Raw genomic sequence first — 19,117 nt, forward strand, 5'->3', positions numbered from 1 at the left:
ATGAAGCAGACCACCTTCGAGGAGTTCGTCGACCTGGCGCGCCGCGGCACCTTCGTGCCGGTGTGCCGCGAGCGCCTCGCCGACCTCCTCACGCCGGTCTCCGCATTCCTCCGCGTCGCTGAGCACGCCGATTACGCGTTCCTGCTCGAGAGCGTGGAAGGCGGTGAGCAGGTCGCGCGCTACTCGTTTCTCGGCAAGGATCCGTTCGTGGTATTGCGTGCCCGGAACGGGCGCACACTCCTCGAGAAGGCTGGGAGCACGACAGCGGTCGACAAGCCATTCATCGAGGCGCTGCGCGGGCTCATGGCGGAGTATCGCGCGCCGTTCGTGCCGGGCCTTCCGCGATTCACGGGCGGCGCGGTGGGGTATGTGAGCTACGATGCCGTGCGCTGGTTCGAGCCCTCTCTGGAGCATGCATGGGCACGGGCTACGCAGGAGCCGAGCGAGGAAGACGAAGCGGCGTTCATGCTGTTCGACACGGTGCTGGCATTCGATCATGTCAAGCATCGAATCCTGCTGATTGCCAACGCGCGAATCACCCCGAGCGAGAGCCTCGAGACGCTGTACCAGTTCGCCTGCGCGCGCCTGGATTTTCTCGAGCGCGAGCTGGATCGTTACGCCTCGCAGCCGGCGTCTCGCAACGCTCCCGCGCCGGTCGTGAACGCGCGCCTCACACGGGAGGCGTACGAGGCGGCCGTGTGCACGGCGAAAGAGTACATCGCGGCGGGCGATGCCTATCAGATCGTGCCGTCGCAGCGATTCGACGTCGAGGTGGCGGTAGATCCCTTCAACGTGTACCGCGCGCTGCGTTACGTCAATCCGTCGCCCTACATGTTCTTCGTGCGGCTTGGTGAGCTCTCGATCGTTGGCTCCTCGCCAGAGATGTTGGTGCGGGTCGAGGGTCGCCGTGCGGCCACACACCCCATTGCCGGCACGCGGCCGCGCGGCCGCACCGATGAGGAAGACCTGCGCTTGGCGGAGGAGCTGAAGCGAGACGAGAAAGAGCGCGCCGAGCACGTGATGCTCGTCGATCTGGGACGCAACGATCTGGGGCGTGTGTGCGACTACGGCACGGTGCGGGTGCCCATCTACATGGCGCTCGAGCGCTATTCGCACGTCATGCACCTCGTCTCGCGCGTCGAGGGCCAGCTCGCCGACGATCAGGATTGCCTCGACGCACTCGTGGCCTGCTTCCCAGCCGGCACGGTCACTGGCGCGCCGAAGATCCGCGCGATGGAGATCATCTCAGAGCTGGAACCGACCCGGCGGGGGATCTATGCCGGCGCGGTGGGCTATCTGGACTTCGCCGGAAACCTCGATTGCTGCATTGCAATCAGAACGATTGCGATGCGCAACGGCATCGCTCAGGTTCAAGCCGGGGGGGGCGTCGTGGCGGATTCCAACCCGGCGATGGAGTACGAGGAATCGTGTAATAAGGCGCAAGCGTTGTTCCATGCCCTCGAGCTCGCACAGCGTATGACTTAGAAGGTTCGAGGTTCGAGGTGCGAGGTTCGAGGTGAGGGGAAACCAGCGTGGAAGCCTCGAACTTTCGACCTTCAACGTCGGAATTCAACCCGTGCAGCGTCGACTTTGCACATTTAACCTTGAACCTCGAACCTTGAACCTCGAACCTTATGGTTCTCCTGATCGACAACTACGATTCGTTCACGTTCAACCTGGCGCAGTACCTCGGAGAGCTGGGCGCGGAGCTCCGTGTCACGCGGAACGACCAGATAACGCTCGATGAGGTTGCAGCGCTGCGGCCGGAGCACATCGTGATATCGCCAGGACCGGGACGGCCCGAGCATGCCGGCATCACGGTGGAGCTCGTCAAGCGCTTCGCCCCGACTGTACCGATGTTGGGCGTCTGCTTGGGGCACCAAGCGATGGGGCTGGCATTTGGTGGGCGCGTGGTGCCGGCCGCCCGTCTCATGCACGGCAAGACTTCGCTCGTGGCGCACGATGGCCAGGGCGTCTTTCGCGGGCTCGATCGCACGTTCGTGGCCGCCCGCTACCACTCGCTGACCGTGTCCACCACAGAGGTTCCGGAGTCGCTCGTCGTCACGGCGAGCACCGTCGACGATCAGACGATGATGGGCTTGCGGCACCGCGTGTATCCCATGTACGGGGTGCAGTTCCACCCGGAGTCGGTGCTGACCGATGTCGGCAGGCGCATTTTGAGAAACTTCCTCGAGATCAGCAATGTTCCGCACGCTGCTTGAACAACTTCTGCGGCACGAGGACCTGACGACCGACGCGACCGAGGCGGCGATGGCCACGATCATGCGCGGCGAGGCGGGTGCGGCGACGATCGCTGGCTTCCTCGTGGCCCTGCGTGCGAAGGGGGAGCGGCCGGCCGAGCTCGTGGGCCTGGCGCGTGCCATGCGGGCCGCTGCCGTGCCACTCTCCTCGCGGGTCGACGACGCGTTCGACACCTGCGGCACCGGCGGTGATGGAACCGGCACGATCAACGTGTCGTCGTTGACGGCGCTCGTGGTGGCCGCCGCCGGCGTGCCGGTGGCCAAGCACGGCAACCGCTCGGTCTCGAGCCAGTGTGGCAGTGCAGATGTGTTCGAGGCGCTTGGCGTGCGGATCGGGGCACCGCCCGCCGTGGTGGAGCGAAGCCTCCGCACGGCCGGCATCGCGTTCTTCTTTGCACCGACGTTTCATCCGGCGATGCGGCACGCGACGCCCGTGCGCAAAGAGCTCGGCGTCCGGAGCGCCTTCAACCTGCTCGGACCGTTGACCAATCCCGCGGGCGCGCGCCGCCAGCTCGTCGGCGTGCCCCGGCCAGAATTGACGGAGCTCGTCGCGCGGACGCTCGGGCTCTTGGGGTCCGATCACGTGTGGGTGGTGCATGCGGCGGACGGCCTGGACGAGTTGTCGACAACCGGATATTCGAAAGTCTCCGAGTGCCGGCACGGGGTGATGCGGACCTTCTATGTGCACCCTGCTGACTTCGGCTTGCCGAAAGGGCAGCTCACGGATCTGACCGGTGGCGATGCAGCGACCAATGCCGCGATTGCTCGCGCGGTCCTCGAAGGGCAGGTCGGACCGGCGCGCGATATCGTGCTGTTGAACGCGGGGGCCGCGCTGTTCATTGCGGGTCGTGCGGCATCGTTACAACAAGGCATCCAGATGGCTGCCAACGCACTCGACGAGAGACGCGCAGCCGTGGTCTTGGATCGCATGGTCGAAGCATCCCACGACGACGGTGAACGATGATGCGTCAGAGTAACGCTAGCCTCCTGTCCACGGTCGTTGCCGCGACCAAGCGCATCGTCGAGGGCCGCGCGGCGCGCCGGCCCTGCGCAGTGCTGGACGCGGAGGCGCCGGTGCGTCTGCCGAGGAGCAGGTCGTTCGTCGAAGCGCTGACCAAGGCAGACCGCGTCAATGTCATTGCCGAGTGCAAGCGGCGATCGCCAGCACGTGGCCTTCTCCGCAACGCGTACGACGCCGCGGCCATCGCAGACGAGTACGAGGCCGCGGGCGCGGCAGCCATTTCTGTTCTCACGGAGCCAACGTTCTTCGACGGTCACCCTGACCATCTCACTGCAGTACGTGAGACCGTGACCGTGCCAGTCCTGCGCAAGGACTTCATCGTCGATGCGTATCAACTGCACGAAGCGCGGGCCATGGGCGCCGACGCGGTGTTGCTCATCGTGGCTGCGCTCGACGAGCCCGCGCTCACGAGCCTGCTGGGCGAGGCGCAGACGCTTGGATTGGCGGCGCTGGTCGAGGTGCACGACGAGGTCGAGCTGACTACCGCGTTGTCGGCCGGGGCCTCCATCATCGGCGTGAACAATCGAAATCTCCAGACGCTCGAGGTCTCGCTCGATGTCGCGGAACGTCTGATCGACGAGATCCCGGACGATCGTGTCGCCGTCGCGGAGAGTGGTCTGCGCACCGGCACCGATCTCGGGCGCCTACGGGAGCGAGGCTACGACGCGTTCCTCGTCGGCGAGCGGTTCATGACGGCGCCGAGTCCGGGTCGCGCGCTCGCGGAGGTGATCGACGAGGCGACCGCGCTCACTGGGAGGGAGAGCCGGTGAGCCGCGCCGCTCGCGCAAACGTGGCCAACGAACCGCTCTTCCAGAGCGCGAGCGTTGCCGTCAAGATATGCGGCGTGACACGGCCGCAGGACGCCGCCCTCGCGGCAGCGCTCGGCGCGTCGGCGATTGGACTCGTGTTTTGGCCGAACAGCCCGCGTGCCGTGACGATGCCGCAGGCAAGAAGCATCGTCGACGCGGTGCCCCCGTTCACGACCGTGGTTGGCGTCTTCGTGGACCAACCGATGGAAGAGGTGATTCGGATGGCGGTCAGCTTGGGCTTGGGCGCGGTCCAATTACACGGGCACGAAAGCGTCGATCACCTGCAGCGGATTCCGTGCCGCGTCATCAAGGCGCTCGACGTCGGCGAGTACGCCACGAGCGAGTGGGTGAGTGCTCCAAGAGAGCGCGTGACGATCTTGCTGGATGCCATCGATCCGGTACGGCGCGGCGGCACGGGGCAGCAAATCGATTGGAGGGCTGCCGCGCGCATCGCCGGTCAACGCCGCGTCATCCTCTCCGGCGGTCTTCGACCGGACAACGTCGCGGAGGCGATTGGAGCGGTGCGGCCGTACGCGGTCGATGTGGCGTCTGGCGTCGAGCGCGCGCCAGGCGTCAAGGACCACGATCGCATGCGCGCGTTCATGGATGCCGTGTGTAGGCCCTAAGTCGGGCACGGAGATCAGCATGTCCAACGACACCACCGTGATGGCGACGCCAGGGCCGGTCTTTGCCCGGCGCGATCCGGACGAGCGCGGATACTTCGGACCGTTCGGAGGGCGCTTCGTGCCCGAGACGTTGGTCGCCCCCATTGCGGAGCTCACGGACGCGTACCTCGCCGTGCGGCGGGACGGAACGTTTCGCGAGGAGCTGATGCGGCTGTTTCACGAGTATGCCGGCCGTCCCACGCCGCTCCACGAGGCGCGGCGGTTTGCTGCCGAGTGCGGCGACGCGCGTATCGTCCTCAAGCGGGAGGACCTCGCGCATACCGGAGCGCACAAGATCAACAACGCGCTCGGCCAAGCGCTGCTCGCCGTGCGCATGGGCAAGCGGCGCATCGTGGCGGAGACCGGCGCCGGCCAACATGGCGTGGCCACGGCAACGGTCTGTGCGCTACTCGGCCTCGAGTGCGACATCTACATGGGCGCCGAGGACATGCGCCGGCAGGCGCTCAACGTGTTTCGCATGGAGCTGTTGGGCGCCTCGGTGCATCGCGTCGATGCGGGGAGCTGCACGCTCAAGGACGCGATCAACGAAGCCATGCGCGACTGGGTGACCAATGTTCGCCACACGCACTACCTGCTGGGGTCGGTGCTTGGGCCACATCCATATCCGTTGATGGTTCGCGAGTTCCAATCGGTCATTGGCCAGGAAGCACGCGAGCAGTGTCTGGCACGGTTCGGCCGGCTGCCAGACGCCGTGGTGGCCTGCGTGGGAGGAGGCAGCAATGCGCTGGGGATCTTCGATGCGTTCATCGAGGACGTGTCGGTGCGCCTGATTGGCGTCGAGGCTGGCGGCACTGCCATCAGCCCAGGCCGGCATGCGGCGCGGTTTGCGGGCGGTGCGCCTGGTGTTCTGCAAGGTACCAGGACGCTGCTGCTCCAGGACGATCACGGCAACATCGAGCTCACACACTCCATTTCGGCGGGCCTCGATTACCCGGCAGTCGGCCCCGAGCATGCGTGGCTCGCGGCGCAGGGACGCGCCGAGTATCGGTACGCCAGCGACGACGAAGCGCTGGAGGCGTTCTTGGCGCTCGGTAAGCTCGAAGGGATCTTACCAGCGCTCGAGTCGTCGCATGCGCTGGCGGCCGTGCGGGCGATCGGACAGGAGGGCGGCCGGGGCGCATTGATTCTCGTGAACCTGTCCGGGCGCGGCGACAAGGACGTTCAGTCCGTGCAGCGGGCCTTGGCCACACGCCGGCGCGAGACAGAGGAGGTGGGTCGGTGAGTCAGCGGATCGCCGAGACGTTCGCGCGTCTCAAGGTGGAGCGACGTTGCGGGCTCGTCGCCTTTATCACGGCTGGCGATCCCGATCGCGCGCGCACGGCCGGCGTGCTGCGCGCGGTAGATGCGGGGGGCGCCGATGTGATCGAGATCGGGGTCCCGTTCTCGGACCCGCTCGCTGACGGTCCGATCATCCAGCGCGCCTCGGAGCGGGCGCTGGCCGCCGGGATGACGCTTTCCGCGACACTCGAGTTGATCGGCGAGCAGCGCGCGGCCGTCCGCGCGCCAATCGTGCTCTTCACGTACGCCAACCCGGTCGTGCGCATGGGTGTGGCACCGTTCGCGGCACGCGCGGCTGACGTCGGCGTCGATGGCGTGCTGCTCGTCGACGTGCCGATCGAAGAGGCAGCGCCGTTCCATGAAGCGTTGTCCTCGGCCCAGCTCGATCCGATCTGCCTCGTCAGCCCAACGACCAGCGACGATCGGATCCGCCGCTCGGCCGAGGCCGGCCGCGGCTTCCTGTATGCGATCTCACGCCTCGGCGTGACAGGTATGCGGGATCGGATCGCCGCAGAGGCGCAAGCGCTCGTCGGCCGCATCCGGCAGCAGACGACGATGCCCGTTGCCGTGGGGTTTGGTTTATCCCGGCCCGAGCACGTCCATGAGGTCGGCGGCTGGGCGGACGCGGCCGTCGTGGGTAGCGCGCTGGTGGCGGAGGTGGCCAACCATGCAGATGCACCGGCGCTCGAAGCACGCGTGAGCGAGTTCGTGCGCTGGCTCCGCAATGGAAGCGAGCCAACGGCATGAGCATTGACGAGCTCAGGCGCGCGATCGATGCCATTGACGAGCGACTCGTCCGGCTGCTCAACCGGCGCGCGAGCTGCGCCCTGCAGGTAGGACGTTTCAAGAAAGAAGCGGGGTTGGATATCTACCAGCCGGATCGCGAGCATGACGTGCTCGAGCACGTCCGTCGCCGTAATGATGGCCCGCTCGACGATGCTGCGATCACGCGGCTGTTCGAGCGGATCATCGACGAGAACCGGCGACTCGAACGGGTGGTCCACGAGGGGCTCACCCCGGACACGGCCGAGCCAAACGGCCTTGCGGATGCGTTGGACACGAACGATTAAGGGAGAACGGGGACTGTCTCCGTTTCCGATTGGCTCCCAGGGAGAAGAATCATGGTGGTCGTCATGCAAGAACGAGCGAGCGAAGATCAAGTCCAGAAGGTCATCGCGCAACTGGTCGAGATGGGATACGACGTGCACCGATCGACGGGTGCGCTGCGCACGGTCATTGGCGCGGTCGGCAACAATCGCAAGGCGGATCCGCGGCTCGTCGAGGTGCTCGACGGCGTCCGTGAAGTGCTGCGGATTACCGAGCCGTACAAGTTGGCGAGCCGCACGTTCAGGCCAGAGAACACGATTGTCAACGTCGGCGACGTCCGCATAGGTGGCGACGAGGTGGTCGTGATGGCCGGGCCATGCTCGGCGGAGAACGAGCAGCAGGTCATGTCGGCGGCAGCCGCGGTGAAACGCGGTGGCGGCAAGATCCTGCGGGGTGGCGCGTTCAAGCCGCGCACATCGCCCTACAGCTTCCAGGGCCTCGGTGAGGAGGGGCTGCGGCTGCTCGGCTCGGCGGCCAAGGAGCACGACCTGCAGCTCGTCTCGGAGGTCATGGACGCGAGTCAGATCGAGCTCTTGGAGCGCTACGTCGACATCTATCAGGTTGGCGCCCGCAACATGCAGAACTTCACGCTCCTGCGCGAGCTCGGCCGCGTACGCAAACCGGTGCTGCTCAAGCGCGGGATCTCCGCCACCATCGAGGAGCTGCTGCTCTCCGCGGAGTATGTGCTCGCAGGTGGCAATATGGAGGTCATCCTCTGCGAGCGTGGTATCCGCACGTTCGAGAGCTACACGCGGAACACGCTCGATATCTCGGCCATCCCCGTCGTGAAGAAGCTGAGTCACCTTCCCATTTTCGTCGACCCAAGCCATGGCACGGGGCGACGGGACAAGGTCGCGCCCATGGCGCGAGCAGCCGTTGCTGCAGGTGCCGATGGCCTGCTCATCGAGGTTCACTGTGACCCGGATCACGCGCTCAGCGACGGCGCCCAGTCGCTCTATCCCACGCAGTTCGATCGTTTGATGGCAGAGCTCCGAATCATTGCGCCGGCCATTGGGCGTAGCATCTGTTTGGAGCCGGTCGCCCGCCGCGGCTGGGGGCAGTGAGGTTTGAGGTTCGAGGTTCGAAGTTCGAGGTTGAGTGCAGGGCTGGAAGTTGGGGTTACGTTGGAGGTTCGAGGTTGCAGGTTCGCGACGCGCCGAGGCGATCGACGCTAGCCCCAAAGCGTTCGCACTCCCCCAACCTCGAACCTCAAACCTCGAACCTCGAACCTTTAAGACCTGCCCCGGTGTCACACCCTTTCTGAAGCGATGTTTCGGCGCCTTGCGATCGTTGGGTTCGGCCTGATCGGTGGGTCGCTCGGTCTGGCCGTGCGCCGTGCCTGGCCCGACTGCGAGGTCGTCGCGATCGAGCGAGCCGATGCACCTGAGATGCCGGCGGCGCGGAGCGCCGGCTTTCATGTGGCGTCTGAGCTGGCTGCGGTCACGGGCGCCGACGTCACGGTGCTCGCAACGCCCGTCGCCCAGAACATCGCGTTGCTCGAGCCGCTGACCGCCCATCTCTCGGGAAACGCGGTCGTCACCGACGTTGGCAGCACGAAGCGTGCGATCCTCGCCGCCGCCCAGGCGCTGCATCGGCCGTACGCGTTTGTTGGTGGCCATCCCCTCGCGGGCGACGCGCCAGGCGGTTTCGACCGCGCGCGCGCCGACCTCTTCGCGGGCAAGCCGTGGCTGCTGACGCCGCTGCCCGGTGAGGCGCAGAGCGCCGCTGTGGCCTCCATCGCAGCCCTGGCTGCCGGCATCGAGGCATATCCCCGACTGGTGGATGCGCAGGAGCACGATCGGCTGATGGCATACGTGAGTCATCTGCCGCAGTTGGTGGCCAGTGCGCTGATGCACACGATCGGCTCCGCGCTCGGCGGCACACACGACCTCGCGTTGTCGGGCACAGGTCTGCTCGACACCACGCGGCTCGCGGCCAGTCCCGCCTCCGTCTGGATTGACATTCTGCAGACGAATGCGGATGAGATCGGCCGGGCGGTCGAGGCGTTCGTGCACGCGGTGACCGGGGCTCATCCGGAGAATGCAGACTCGTCGGCGTTGCGCGGGCTCCTCGAGAGCGGCAACGATTGGCGGCGCACGCTCGAATCGCGTATTGCCTTCCAGTCAAACGTCCCAACTCAAACAGCCGCACCTGCGTGGGAGCCCAGGCCTCCCGCCAGCGGACGCGGTCGTAGGAGGGTGGTGGCCACCCGGTTCTACCTCGAAATGACCTCTCCTGACGCCCTCAAGCCGGCAGCGCTGAACGACGCCTCGGCATGCGTAGAGCAGATACGCAACGGCCCACCATCGTTCTACCGCTATCTGTATCGAGAGGTCGGCCGCCGGTACCACTGGCGCGAGCGCTACGACTGGAACGACGAGCGCATCGGTCGGCACCTCGCTCGACCTGGACTCGAGCTGTGGCTGCTGCGGGTCGGGGGAGCCCCCGCGGGGTTCTTCGAGCTGAGAAGTGCTGATGACGGCAACACGGAGATTGCGTACTTTGGGCTGCTCGAGGAGTTCATCGGCCGGGGTTATGGCAAGGGGCTGCTCACTGCGGCCGCGAAGGCGGGATGGGCTGCGGGGGCGCGCCGGTTGTGGGTCCACACGTGCTCGCTCGACCACCCGGCGGCGCTACGCAACTACTTCGCGCGAGGCTTCACGCTGTATCACCAGGAAGAATACGAGGCTTGGTTGCCAGGGTAGGAGCACGGCGCGTTCGGCGAACGCGCCCTACCATCGTGGCGGTAGGGACGCCTCGCCGAGGCGTCCGCCCCCACGACACGTGAATGTACCCCGACGATGCCGCATGAGGAAGCGAGCACCAAGCGCCAGGGACCGCGCGTGAGCGTGGCGCGGCAGGTGATCGAACGAATCACCGAGCATGCAAGGGCTGAGTGGCCAAACGAGTGCTGCGGTCTGATCCTGGGGACCGACGAGCGTATCGACGAGGCCGTCCCGGCCCGCAATCTCCAGGCCTCGTCGTCTCGCTTTCTCGTTGACCCGGCGGATCATCTCGCCGCAGTTCGGCGAGCGCGAGCAACTGGGCGTCGTGTCGTGGGCGCGTACCATTCTCATCCCAATACGCCGCCGGTGCCGTCTCCACGAGACCTCGAAGAAGCGAGCTACACGGAGTTCGTCTACCTTATCTGCGGCCCCGTGTGGCAGCACGATCAGGGCCCCATCGCGGTGCGGGCTTGGCGCCTCGCGAGCGAGCCGCCCGCCCTAGCTTGTCCGCCGGAGCGCGAAGCGCGAACGTGGAACGTTGGGTCTACAGGCTTCGTGGAGGTTCAGCTCGTCGTTATCGGCGAGAACGCTTGAGAACCCCGACACTCGACGCCTTTGGGTCAAGTGTCGGGGCTCGCAAGATGGTAGGGCGCGGCAGGGAGGCAGTCTGTTCACCAAGGGTTGCCTGGATCACGAAGTCCCGACCGTACCTGGACCGCCGTGCTGGCAGATCCGACCACGCGGCTGCCGCGCTTCAACCGAAACACAATGCGGTAGTTACCTGCTGTCTGATAGATGTGCGTTGTCCTGTAGCGACGCGTGATCTCGCTCTTCCTTTGCTCGTAAGGATCGCAATCGGATCGCAGCTCGGAGCTCGTCTCGTCTCCCCAATCCCACTCGATGGCCGGACAATAGAACCTCTCGTAATCGTCCGGGCCTCCCTTGACCTCGACCGAGAGGCGAATCTCCGCGGGCGCGAAGCCCACCTGCGGCGTGGCCTTGAGCGCGAGCGCCGGCCGCTCGTCGTCGCGCGCCTCGGCCAGGATAGGGTGCTGGACCAGTGCTATGACCGCTAACCAGGCGGCCGCGAGGGAAGCCACCAACGCGAATAGCCGGGATATCCAGGGCATGGCGTCCGTTCTTTCACCAAATGTGCTGAGCGCGCCAATCGTAGCGCCTCCGAGCCGAGGTGAGCAAGAGCTGCGCCCTGGTTATAATCGGGCGCATGGCTAGTCAGACCCGCCTCTCGTTGTCGGTGACAGGCGCCACTCCACGCCTCGTCACCACCGATCTCATAGTCCTCCCTGTCTTTGTCGACGACGCAGGCGCCGACCTTGCGCAGTGGAACGATGCGTCCGGTGGAGAGCTCGCGCGCCTCAGGGGGAACCAGGAGATACGCGGCAAGCTTTACGAGACGCATTGGCTTCACGTCGATGATGCCAACTGGCGCTGCCGGCGGGTGCTGGTGATGGGCGCGGGCCCTCGGAACCAGCTCACGCTCGAGCGGACGAGACGTCTGGCGACCGCGGCCGGCTTGCTGGCGCGCAGGCAGCGCATTGGGCGGCTTGCCTTGGTACAGCGTGGCCCGCTCGATCGACAGGCCTGCGCCCAAGCCCTGGCCGAGGGCCTCGTGCTTGCAAGCTTCCAGACGGATCCCTACAAGACGCGCGAACGGGACCAGGGCGCGTTGCGCGAGGCGGCCATTATCGCCGATGGTGAGGAAAAGAGCGTGACGGCAGCTGCTGAGCGCGGCGTGGTCCTTGGCGAGGCGACCAACCTCGCACGGGGGCTGTCGAACGAACCGTCCAATTTGCTGACACCCCGCAGCTTCGCCGAGCGTGCGCACGAGCTGCTGGCGAACAGGGGTCTCGCCATCGACGTGCTCGACGAGAGTCGCATTCAAGAGTTGGGTATGGGGCTCATGGCTGGCGTGTCTCGAGGGAGCGTCGAGCCGCCGTGCGTGTTGGTCGTGAGATACACGCCGCCGGAAACTGTGAGCGATGCCGTGCTCGGCTTGGTAGGAAAGGGGGTCACCTTTGATACTGGCGGTGTCTCGATCAAGCCAGCGGATGGCATGGACAAGATGAAGCACGACATGGCCGGCGGCGCGTCGGTTCTGGCAGCGCTCCACGCCGTGGCGCAGCTGCAGCCGCCGGTATCGGTCGTCGGCGTGATACCGGCCACGGAGAACATGGTCGGCGGGCGCGCGATCAAGCCAGGCGACGTGCTGCGAAGCGCGACCGGCAAGACCGTAGAAGTACTCAACACGGATGCCGAGGGCCGCCTGATTCTCGCAGATGCGTTGTGGTACGCGCGTGAGCTGGGCGCCACACACCTGGTCGACGTGGCCACACTCACGGGAGCCTGCGTCGTCGCGCTGGGACGCACGACGAGCGGTTTGTTTGGACAACCGGCTTCGTGGGTCGAGCTCGTTCGAGAGACCGGGGAGCACGCCGGCGATCGGCTATGGCCGATGCCGTTGTTCGAGGACTACACGGAGCTGCTCGAGAGTGAGATTGCCGACCTCCAGAACATCGGCGGCCGAGCGGCTGGGGCGATTACAGCCGCCGCATTTCTGAAGGAGTTCACGGGCGGGCTGCCGTGGGCACATCTGGACATTGCCGGCACGGCCTGGGCGGATGACGCCACACCGTATCAGCCCAAGGGGGCAACCGGCGTGGCCGTGCGAACGCTTGCAGAGCTCACGCTGACGAGCGGTCGGTTTCCCGCTACAACTTGAGCTGGACGAACTCGGTCTCGACGCTGCGATGACGGTCCCGCCAGCGCTTGACGCTGACGACAATGACCCCTAGTACTGCCCCGGCGACGAGCGCGCCGACCAGCAGCAGCCCCGCCAAGCCAAGCGATCCCACCAAGACGTCGGCCACGCCAGTCTGCGTGCTGGGCGGCGGCACCTCTCTCACGACGATGGGCGTATGCGGCTGTCCACCCATACCCCTATTATCGCTCGACTACTGCTCGGCGAGCGTGCCGGTCGACTTGAGCGAGCGCTGGTAGCGCAGGACGCCGTCGCGCAAGGCCTCGGCGATCCGCTGGCGGTAGGCGGAGGTCTTGAGCAGGCCCGCTTCCTGCCGGTTACTCACAAACGCAATCTCGGCGAGGATGGCGGGCATCTCCGCGCCAATCAGCACGACGAATGGGGCGCGCTTGACGCCGCGATCCGGCACCTCGTGATTCGCAGCACGCGCACCGCTGACCATCGCGGCCTGCACCATCCTGGCAAGATCGCGTGACTCGTCGAGCTTGTTATTCAGCGCGATGGCTTCCACGATATTGGGCAGATCCTGCATCCGCTGTGCGGACGTGGCGTTCTCGCGCGCAGCCACTTCCTCGGCATCCTTGTCGGAGGCGAAGTCCAATACGTAGGTCTCGATGCCGCTCGCGCTGCGGTTCGGGCTCGCATTGGCATGGATCGAGACGAAGAGGTCTGCCTTATTGCGAGTCGCTATGGGGGCGCGCTCTTCGAGATCGATGAATTCGTCGGCGCGTCGTGTCAGCACCACATCGACTCCGCCCTGCTTCAGCAGTTGCTCCAGACGGAGGGCAACATCGAGCACGAGCTCGGATTCGACGACACCATTCGACCTCGTGCCTGGGTCGTGCCCACCGTGGCCCGGGTCGATGACCACGCGCGCGATGCCCAGGCCAAGCTGCCGGGACATCGAGAAGCGCCCGCTGCCGTTGACTTCGGGCACCGCCGGCGCGTCGAGGCTACCGACACCCGGCGCGTCGCGGGTGGTAGGCAGATCTGGGGCGGCGGTGGTTGCCGGAGCAGGCTCGCTGGCCCTTGGAGCTTCCTCCGTCCCGTTCGTCCTGCTTTCTGGAACCTCAGTCGGCGGCGGCGGATCCGGCGAGGAAGCCGCGACATCTGTTGGTGCCTCGACGGCCGGGGTCTCGACCGTGGTCGGCTCGGCGCGCGCCATCTCGGCTGCTCGTGGGCCGACCGCTGGAAACGGCTGCGGCACGTTTCCTGGCTCCTGCTTGCTGGAGCTTCCCGCTCCATCGGCGTTTGCCTCGGCCGAGCGGGGCAGGGGCGGGCTCCCCACCTTGGCGTCGCCGGGCTGCGGAAAGCCCCCTCCGGTATCATGCGACGCGACCGCGTCAGGTCGTTGCAGGTCGATGACCAGTCGAAACGGGTTCGACATGGCTGACACTCGATGTTGCACCTTGTCTGCGAGCTCGAGGACGACGCGTGTGACATCCTTGCCGCGCGTGCCCACGCGCACCTCACGCAGGATGTCTTCGTGGTCATCGGAGCGCAGCGTTTCTCGAAGCGCCTCACCCGGCCTCACGCCTTGCAAATCGACGAACACCCGTGGTGGATTGCCCAGCGTATCCTGGTGAAACGTGAACTCGCGATCCAACTCGACCGTCACACGAACCGCGTCTGGCAGGTTGGTACGCTCGATGCCGCGCACCGTTGCAAGTGCAGTTGGCGCTGAGCTACCAGCCAGCCTGGGTGTCGGGCGCTCGTCATCCGTGTCGTCCTCTTCCCCCCGCCGTGCGTTGCGGCTGCCGTCGGCCTCGCGAAGACGTGCGCTGGCCTCCGATTCGAGGGAGCTCGACGGATACTCGCGAACCATCCACTCGAGCATCTTGATGCCCGCTTCACGATCCTCGGCATGTTCGTAATGGCGATATGCCTCGAGCGCGAGCAGGCCGCCGTTGTAGAGGGCATTGTCGGCGTACCCGCTCCTCGGATACCGCCGCGCGATCTGTTCGTAGGCGCGCACCGTGGCCCGCAGTTGCGACAAGGGTGGCGCACGACGAGTGTTCCTGAGGCTCTTCTCGCGCGCGAGCGCGCGCCCGTACCTCGTCTTGGCTGACTGCGCCGCCAGTTCGGCCGGCACGGCCATCAGCGCCGCAACAGCTAGAGCAATGACAACTCTGCGGATGGGCATAGCCTCACATCCGTTTCCGGGTAGGGCGCGTTCGCCGAACGCGCCGTAGCGGACGCCTCGGCGAGGCGTCCCTACTTATCGCACTTGGGCATCCACCTGATCGAAGTAGTCCTTCGGCACCAATACTTCACGTGCCTTGCCGCCCGATCCGGTTGACACGAGCCCCTCGGCTTCCATCATGTCTACGAGACGCGCCGCACGACTGAAGCCAATGCGCAGGCGGCGCTGGAGGTACGAGATCGACGCCTGTCCGCTCTGCACGACGATGCGCGCTGCCTCGTCGTACAGGTCGTCTTTCTCGAAGCCGCCTATCGCCTCGATCTTCTTCTCGTCTTCGGTAATCGTGTCGTCGTAAATGGGCTGTCCCTGCTTGCGCAGGTAACTCGCGAGCCGCGCGCTCTCTTGCTCGGAGATGTACGGTCCGTGCAGGCGCACGACGCGCGAGCTCGCCGGTGGCAGAAACAGCATGTCTCCCTTGCCCAGCAGCTGCTCGGCGCCGTTACAGTCGAGAATCGTGCGGGAATCGGTCTTCGACGAGACGCGAAACGAGATCCGTGCCGGCAGGTTTGCCTTGATCAACCCGGTGATGACGTCCACGGACGGACGCTGCGTGGCCAGGATCAGATGGATGCCCACGGCACGGGCCATCTGCGCGAGGCGACAGATCGACTCTTCGACCTCGTTCGAGGCCACCATCATCAGATCGGCGAGCTCGTCGATGATGACCACCACGAATGGGAGCGTCCGGGGGAGCTCACCGGTTTGCGGATCCGGCTTCGCCTCGCCGGAGGCAAGCATGTTGCGCAAGTTCCTGTTGAACTGCTCGACATTGCGTACACCTTGCGCGGCGAGCGTCTTGTATCGCTCTTCCATTTCGCGCACCGCCCAGCGCAGCGCGTTGGCCGCCAGCTTCGCGTCGACCACGACCGGTGTGAGCAGGTGTGGAATGCCCTCGTACATGCCCAACTCGAGCCGCTTCGGGTCGATCATGATGAACCGCACGTCTTCCGGGCTGGCCCTATAGAGGATGCTGGTGATCATCCCGTTGAGGCCGACGGACTTGCCGGTTCCGGTGGATCCGGCGATCAGCAAGTGCGGCATGGTGGCGAGGTCGGCGACCGTGGGCTCACCGTGAATCGACTTCCCCAGCGCCAGCGTGAGCTTCGAGCTGGAGCGGCGGTACGGCTCGGCCTCGAGCAGGTCTCGGAGCGAGATCTGCTCGCGCTGCGCGTTTGGTATCTGAATACCGACCGTCGACTTGCCGGGGATTCGGTCGATGAGCACCGACTCGGCGCGCATGGCAAGGCAGAGATCTTCGGAGAGGCCAGTGACCTTGGCGTACTTGACGCCCGCATCAGGCTTGAACTCGAAGGTCGTCACGACGGGGCCGGGATGGATTTGCACGACATTGCCTTCGACCGCGAACTCCCGGCACTTGTCCTCCAGCAGCCGCGCAGCTTCCATCAGCTCACGCTCGTCGATCTTGCGCTCTTCCGCAGGGCTGTCGAGCAGGGCGAGCGGCGGCAGGGTGAAGTCGCCCTTGCGGCGCTCGGCCGGCGCTTTGCTCAGGGGCTCCGGCTCACTGAGCGGCAGCGGCGGCGTGCTGATGCGCACCGCTGCCTTTCTCGGCTCGGCCCGTGCCTCCCGCACGGGCTCGCGCGGCGGCGCGACACGACGATTCTCTGCGCGTGCCTCGGCCGGACTGGCCGAGGACGCCTCGGCTCCAGCGCCTCGACGGACCGTCCGCAGCACCTCGTCTGGCTTGGCGCCCTTCTCGATGTGCTTGCGAATCACCTCGCGGGCCTGTTGCTGCCGGCGCCGCTCATCCCGCCAGGCGTTCACTCGCTCGCGCCAGGCTCGCCACTGGGCGCCGACATGTTCGAACGTCCACAGCAGCACCGCGCCGAGCGACATCTGCGTCACCATCATGACGCCGAGGAAGAGCAGCGTGACGACGAGCACCACCGCGCCCGTGCGATTGAACAGGCTCTTGAACGCCGCGGCGAGCGCCGCACCCAAGTACCCGCCTGGGGGCACGTTGCGCGCACCGACGCTCAACGTATCGAAGGTGAGGCTGAGCAGCGCCGCGACGCAGGTAATGAGCACCAACGCGCCGAGCACCTTGGTATAGCCGGCGGTCAGCGTGCGGCACCAGAAGTAGTGCCAACCAGCGACCACGAGCACGAGCGGGATCAGATACGACGCGTGGCCGAACGATTGAAACGACAGCTCGGAGAGAAACGCACCCACGTGACCGGCGAAGTTCGCCACCGGGCGCTCCGGCCCGGAGTAGAAGAACCATGCCGGGTCGCTGGGCACATAGCTCGCCAGCGCGATGAGCCAAATGACCGCCGCGCCGAACAGCGACATGCCCATGACCTCACTGAGCCGACGAGTGATCACGGAAGACGACACGTTCAAATCTCCATGACGACGGGGACAATCAGCGGACGCCGCCCCGAACGGCGTCGAAAGAGTCGTTGCAGCTCGGTCCGTATCTTCTCCTTGATCAGCCCAATGTCAGTGCGTTCCTCGACGCTCGCGCTGGCGACCACCTCTTGCACGATCCCTCCCGCTCCACGCACCAGCGGCTCGGTGACATCGTCCAGCACCACGCCACGTGTGATGACCTCCGGCACGCCCTCCAACGTCCCGGATTGCCGGCTGATCGCCAGCACCAGCACGACCAAGCCATCGCCCGCGAGATGGCGTCGATCGCGCAGCACCTGATCTTCGACCTCACCAGTCAGCGTTCCATCGATGAGCACACGGCCCACGGAGACCTTGTCGGCGATCGTGGCGCCATTCTCGTCGAACCGGACGACATCGCCGTTGTCGGCAAGGACGACGGTCGAGTGATTCCCCGTGACTTGTGTCGCGACGCGCGCGTGTCTCGCGAGCTGCCGGTACTCGCCGTGGATGGGAATGAAGTACCGCGGCCGCACCAGCGACAGCATGAGCTTCAGCTCGTCGGCACTACCATGACCGGACACGTGGACGTGCTTGAGGCCCTCGTAGATGACCTCGGCGCCGCGCGACGCGATGTGGTTCATCACGCGTCCAATCGCACGCTCGTTGCCCGGGATCGCGCGTGCCGAGAAGACGACCGTGTCTCCCTCGGTCAGCCGCACGTGCCGATTGTCGTCGATCGCGATGCGCGACAGGGCAGCGAACGGTTCTCCTTGGGAGCCGGTTGTCAGGCACACCACGTCGCCAGCCGGGTGATTCTTGACCTCGCTGTCGCGAATAGCTTCACCTGCGGGCACTTTGAGATATCCGAGCCGCGTGCCAATCTCCGAGCTCTCGACGACACCGCGTCCAAGGAACGCCACCTTGCGCTCGAACTGGGCGGCAAGGTCGATGATGACCTGCATACGATACAAGCTCGAAGAGAAGAGCGCGACAACGATCTTGCCCTCGGTGGCGGTGAAGATCTCTTCGAACGCGTCCACCACGTCGAGCTCCGACCCTGCAAATCCCGAACGGTCGACGTTCGTGCTGTCCCCGAGCAGTGCGAGCACGCCTTCACTGCCCAACTGTGCGAAGCGATGGATGTCGAAGTGCTCACCATCGATCGGCGTCTGGTCGATCTTGAAGTCGCCGGTGTGAACGATGATGCCCTGCGGCGTGTGGATGGCCAGCGCCATGCAATCCGGCATGCTGTGCGTCACGCGCAGGAACTCGACGCGAAATGGTCCGATCTCGACGATCTGGCGCGGGCGCACGGGGATCAGCCGGTCGCGCGCGTCGATGCGATGCTCGGCGAGCTTGGGCTGGAGGAGCGCCAGGGCCAGCGGCGTGCTGTAGATCGGGCCGTCGATGTGACGGAACACGAACGGCACGGCACCAATGTGATCTTCGTGCCCGTGCGTTAGGATGAGCGCATCCAACCGGCGCCCCCGCTCTTGGAGCGAGGCGAGGTCCGGAATGATCAAGTCGACGCCCAAGAGCTCCGGCTCTGGAAACATGACGCCCGCGTCGATGCCGATCGTCGTGTCGCCGCACGAGATCGTCAGCATGTTCATGCCGAACTCGCGGAGTCCTCCCAACGCAACGACATCGACAACTGGCACACTCATTGACAGCTCAAGCCAGAGCGATCGTCCACGCTCAGCGGACGACCATAGTCACCCCACGATCACACCTGTCGTCTGCATCGCACGACGAGCTCCGTGCGTCGCGACAGTCGTGGACGTGGTGCGCCGCCGAGCAGCCCGGGTGGGCAACCCCCGTGGCGCGGGGTAGGCTGCAGCAAGGCTGGGAACCTGGCAGACACCCCTTTCAGGCCCTGGGCTTGCCTGTAGACA

The 19,117-nt window shown here is 65.8% G+C and carries 17 protein-coding genes; 12 read left to right on the forward strand and 5 right to left on the reverse strand.

Annotated elements, in window-relative coordinates; all coding sequences use genetic code 11:
* The 11 genes from trpE (at position 1) to GEV06_11860 (ending at position 10,482) form a co-directional block, all read left to right on the forward strand.
* A complete protein-coding gene (gene trpE / locus GEV06_11810) occupies positions 1-1,485 on the forward strand; it encodes an anthranilate synthase component I (GenBank protein MPZ18581.1) in 1,485 nt (494 codons plus the stop codon).
* A 149-nt stretch (positions 1,486-1,634) separates the two neighbouring features.
* Positions 1,635-2,222, forward strand: a complete 588-nt coding sequence (locus GEV06_11815; GenBank protein MPZ18582.1) for an anthranilate/aminodeoxychorismate synthase component II — start codon at positions 1,635-1,637, stop codon at positions 2,220-2,222.
* Positions 2,203-3,225, forward strand: coding sequence for an anthranilate phosphoribosyltransferase (gene trpD, locus GEV06_11820; protein MPZ18583.1), 1,023 nt, complete (start codon positions 2,203-2,205; stop codon positions 3,223-3,225). Before GEV06_11815 ends, trpD begins: the two co-directional genes overlap by 20 nt.
* Positions 3,225-4,052: an indole-3-glycerol phosphate synthase TrpC gene (gene trpC, locus GEV06_11825; GenBank protein MPZ18584.1), complete on the forward strand. Its 828-nt coding sequence runs from the start codon at positions 3,225-3,227 to the stop codon at positions 4,050-4,052. Before trpD ends, trpC begins: the two co-directional genes overlap by 1 nt.
* 20 nt (positions 4,053-4,072) lie before the next feature.
* Positions 4,073-4,717, forward strand: coding sequence for a phosphoribosylanthranilate isomerase (locus tag GEV06_11830; protein ID MPZ18585.1), 645 nt, complete (start codon positions 4,073-4,075; stop codon positions 4,715-4,717).
* A 19-nt stretch (positions 4,718-4,736) separates the two neighbouring features.
* Positions 4,737-5,999, forward strand: coding sequence for a tryptophan synthase subunit beta (gene trpB / locus GEV06_11835; protein ID MPZ18586.1), 1,263 nt, complete (start codon positions 4,737-4,739; stop codon positions 5,997-5,999).
* Positions 5,996-6,802, forward strand: a complete 807-nt coding sequence (locus GEV06_11840; GenBank protein ID MPZ18587.1) for a tryptophan synthase subunit alpha — start codon at positions 5,996-5,998, stop codon at positions 6,800-6,802. The genes trpB and GEV06_11840 overlap by 4 nt, the downstream gene beginning before the upstream one ends.
* Positions 6,799-7,125, forward strand: a complete 327-nt coding sequence (pheA, locus tag GEV06_11845; protein MPZ18588.1) for a chorismate mutase — start codon at positions 6,799-6,801, stop codon at positions 7,123-7,125. The genes GEV06_11840 and pheA overlap by 4 nt, the downstream gene beginning before the upstream one ends.
* Positions 7,126-7,176: 51 nt before the next feature.
* Positions 7,177-8,226: a 3-deoxy-7-phosphoheptulonate synthase gene (gene aroF / locus GEV06_11850; protein ID MPZ18589.1), complete on the forward strand. Its 1,050-nt coding sequence runs from the start codon at positions 7,177-7,179 to the stop codon at positions 8,224-8,226.
* 204 nt (positions 8,227-8,430) lie between these two features.
* The gene (locus tag GEV06_11855) at positions 8,431-9,867 is read left to right on the forward strand and encodes a prephenate dehydrogenase/arogenate dehydrogenase family protein (GenBank protein ID MPZ18590.1); all 1,437 of its coding nucleotides are present in this window, start codon (positions 8,431-8,433) and stop codon (positions 9,865-9,867) included.
* Between the two features lie 96 nt (positions 9,868-9,963).
* A complete protein-coding gene (locus tag GEV06_11860) occupies positions 9,964-10,482 on the forward strand; it encodes a hypothetical protein (protein ID MPZ18591.1) in 519 nt (172 codons plus the stop codon).
* Between the two features lie 77 nt (positions 10,483-10,559).
* On the opposite strand, the gene GEV06_11865 is transcribed toward GEV06_11860, so the two are convergent.
* Positions 10,560-11,018: a hypothetical protein gene (locus GEV06_11865; protein ID MPZ18592.1), complete on the reverse strand. Its 459-nt coding sequence runs from the start codon at positions 11,016-11,018 to the stop codon at positions 10,560-10,562.
* A 95-nt stretch (positions 11,019-11,113) separates the two neighbouring features.
* On the opposite strand from GEV06_11865, the gene GEV06_11870 reads away from it, so the two are divergent.
* Entirely contained in the window at positions 11,114-12,628 is a 1,515-nt protein-coding gene (locus GEV06_11870; GenBank protein MPZ18593.1) for a leucyl aminopeptidase, read from the forward strand.
* Here the strand turns inward: GEV06_11870 and GEV06_11875 are convergent.
* The 4 genes from GEV06_11875 to GEV06_11890 all read right to left on the reverse strand — a co-directional run bounded on the left by GEV06_11875 (position 12,618) and on the right by GEV06_11890 (position 18,889).
* Positions 12,618-12,842 (reverse strand): hypothetical protein, encoded by a 225-nt coding sequence (locus tag GEV06_11875; GenBank protein ID MPZ18594.1) that lies wholly within the window; start codon positions 12,840-12,842, stop codon positions 12,618-12,620. The genes GEV06_11870 and GEV06_11875 overlap by 11 nt on opposite strands.
* Positions 12,843-12,860: 18 nt before the next feature.
* Entirely contained in the window at positions 12,861-14,810 is a 1,950-nt protein-coding gene (locus GEV06_11880; GenBank protein ID MPZ18595.1) for an AMIN domain-containing protein, read from the reverse strand.
* Positions 14,811-14,885: 75 nt separating this feature from the next.
* Positions 14,886-16,739 carry a DNA translocase FtsK gene (locus GEV06_11885; protein ID MPZ18596.1) on the reverse strand — a complete coding sequence of 618 codons (1,854 nt, stop codon included), beginning with the start codon at positions 16,737-16,739 and terminating at the stop codon, positions 14,886-14,888.
* A gap of 488 nt (positions 16,740-17,227) precedes the next feature.
* Entirely contained in the window at positions 17,228-18,889 is a 1,662-nt protein-coding gene (locus GEV06_11890; protein ID MPZ18597.1) for an RNase J family beta-CASP ribonuclease, read from the reverse strand.
* Between the last annotated feature and the right edge of the window lie 228 nt (positions 18,890-19,117).

This window comes from Luteitalea sp., assembly GCA_009377605.1.
Taxonomy (GTDB): Bacteria; Acidobacteriota; Vicinamibacteria; order Vicinamibacterales; family Vicinamibacteraceae; genus WHTT01.

What these genes read in the sequence shown, in the direction of transcription:
- GEV06_11875 (MPZ18594.1), bottom strand. Translation starts at nt 12,842, where the DNA reads ATGGGTGGACAGCCGCATACGCCCATCGTCGTGAGAGAGGTGCCGCCG.
- trpE (MPZ18581.1), top strand. Translation starts at nt 1, where the DNA reads ATGAAGCAGACCACCTTCGAGGAGTTCGTCGACCTGGCGCGCCGCGGC.
- pheA (MPZ18588.1), top strand. Translation starts at nt 6,799, where the DNA reads ATGAGCATTGACGAGCTCAGGCGCGCGATCGATGCCATTGACGAGCGA.
- GEV06_11815 (MPZ18582.1), top strand. Translation starts at nt 1,635, where the DNA reads ATGGTTCTCCTGATCGACAACTACGATTCGTTCACGTTCAACCTGGCG.
- trpD (MPZ18583.1), top strand. Translation starts at nt 2,203, where the DNA reads ATGTTCCGCACGCTGCTTGAACAACTTCTGCGGCACGAGGACCTGACG.
- trpC (MPZ18584.1), top strand. Translation starts at nt 3,225, where the DNA reads ATGCGTCAGAGTAACGCTAGCCTCCTGTCCACGGTCGTTGCCGCGACC.
- trpB (MPZ18586.1), top strand. Translation starts at nt 4,737, where the DNA reads ATGTCCAACGACACCACCGTGATGGCGACGCCAGGGCCGGTCTTTGCC.
- GEV06_11865 (MPZ18592.1), bottom strand. Translation starts at nt 11,018, where the DNA reads ATGCCCTGGATATCCCGGCTATTCGCGTTGGTGGCTTCCCTCGCGGCC.
- GEV06_11855 (MPZ18590.1), top strand. Translation starts at nt 8,431, where the DNA reads ATGTTTCGGCGCCTTGCGATCGTTGGGTTCGGCCTGATCGGTGGGTCG.
- GEV06_11890 (MPZ18597.1), bottom strand. Translation starts at nt 18,889, where the DNA reads ATGAGTGTGCCAGTTGTCGATGTCGTTGCGTTGGGAGGACTCCGCGAG.
- GEV06_11870 (MPZ18593.1), top strand. Translation starts at nt 11,114, where the DNA reads ATGGCTAGTCAGACCCGCCTCTCGTTGTCGGTGACAGGCGCCACTCCA.
- GEV06_11880 (MPZ18595.1), bottom strand. Translation starts at nt 14,810, where the DNA reads ATGCCCATCCGCAGAGTTGTCATTGCTCTAGCTGTTGCGGCGCTGATG.
- aroF (MPZ18589.1), top strand. Translation starts at nt 7,177, where the DNA reads ATGGTGGTCGTCATGCAAGAACGAGCGAGCGAAGATCAAGTCCAGAAG.
- GEV06_11860 (MPZ18591.1), top strand. Translation starts at nt 9,964, where the DNA reads ATGCCGCATGAGGAAGCGAGCACCAAGCGCCAGGGACCGCGCGTGAGC.
- GEV06_11885 (MPZ18596.1), bottom strand. Translation starts at nt 16,739, where the DNA reads ATGATGGTGACGCAGATGTCGCTCGGCGCGGTGCTGCTGTGGACGTTC.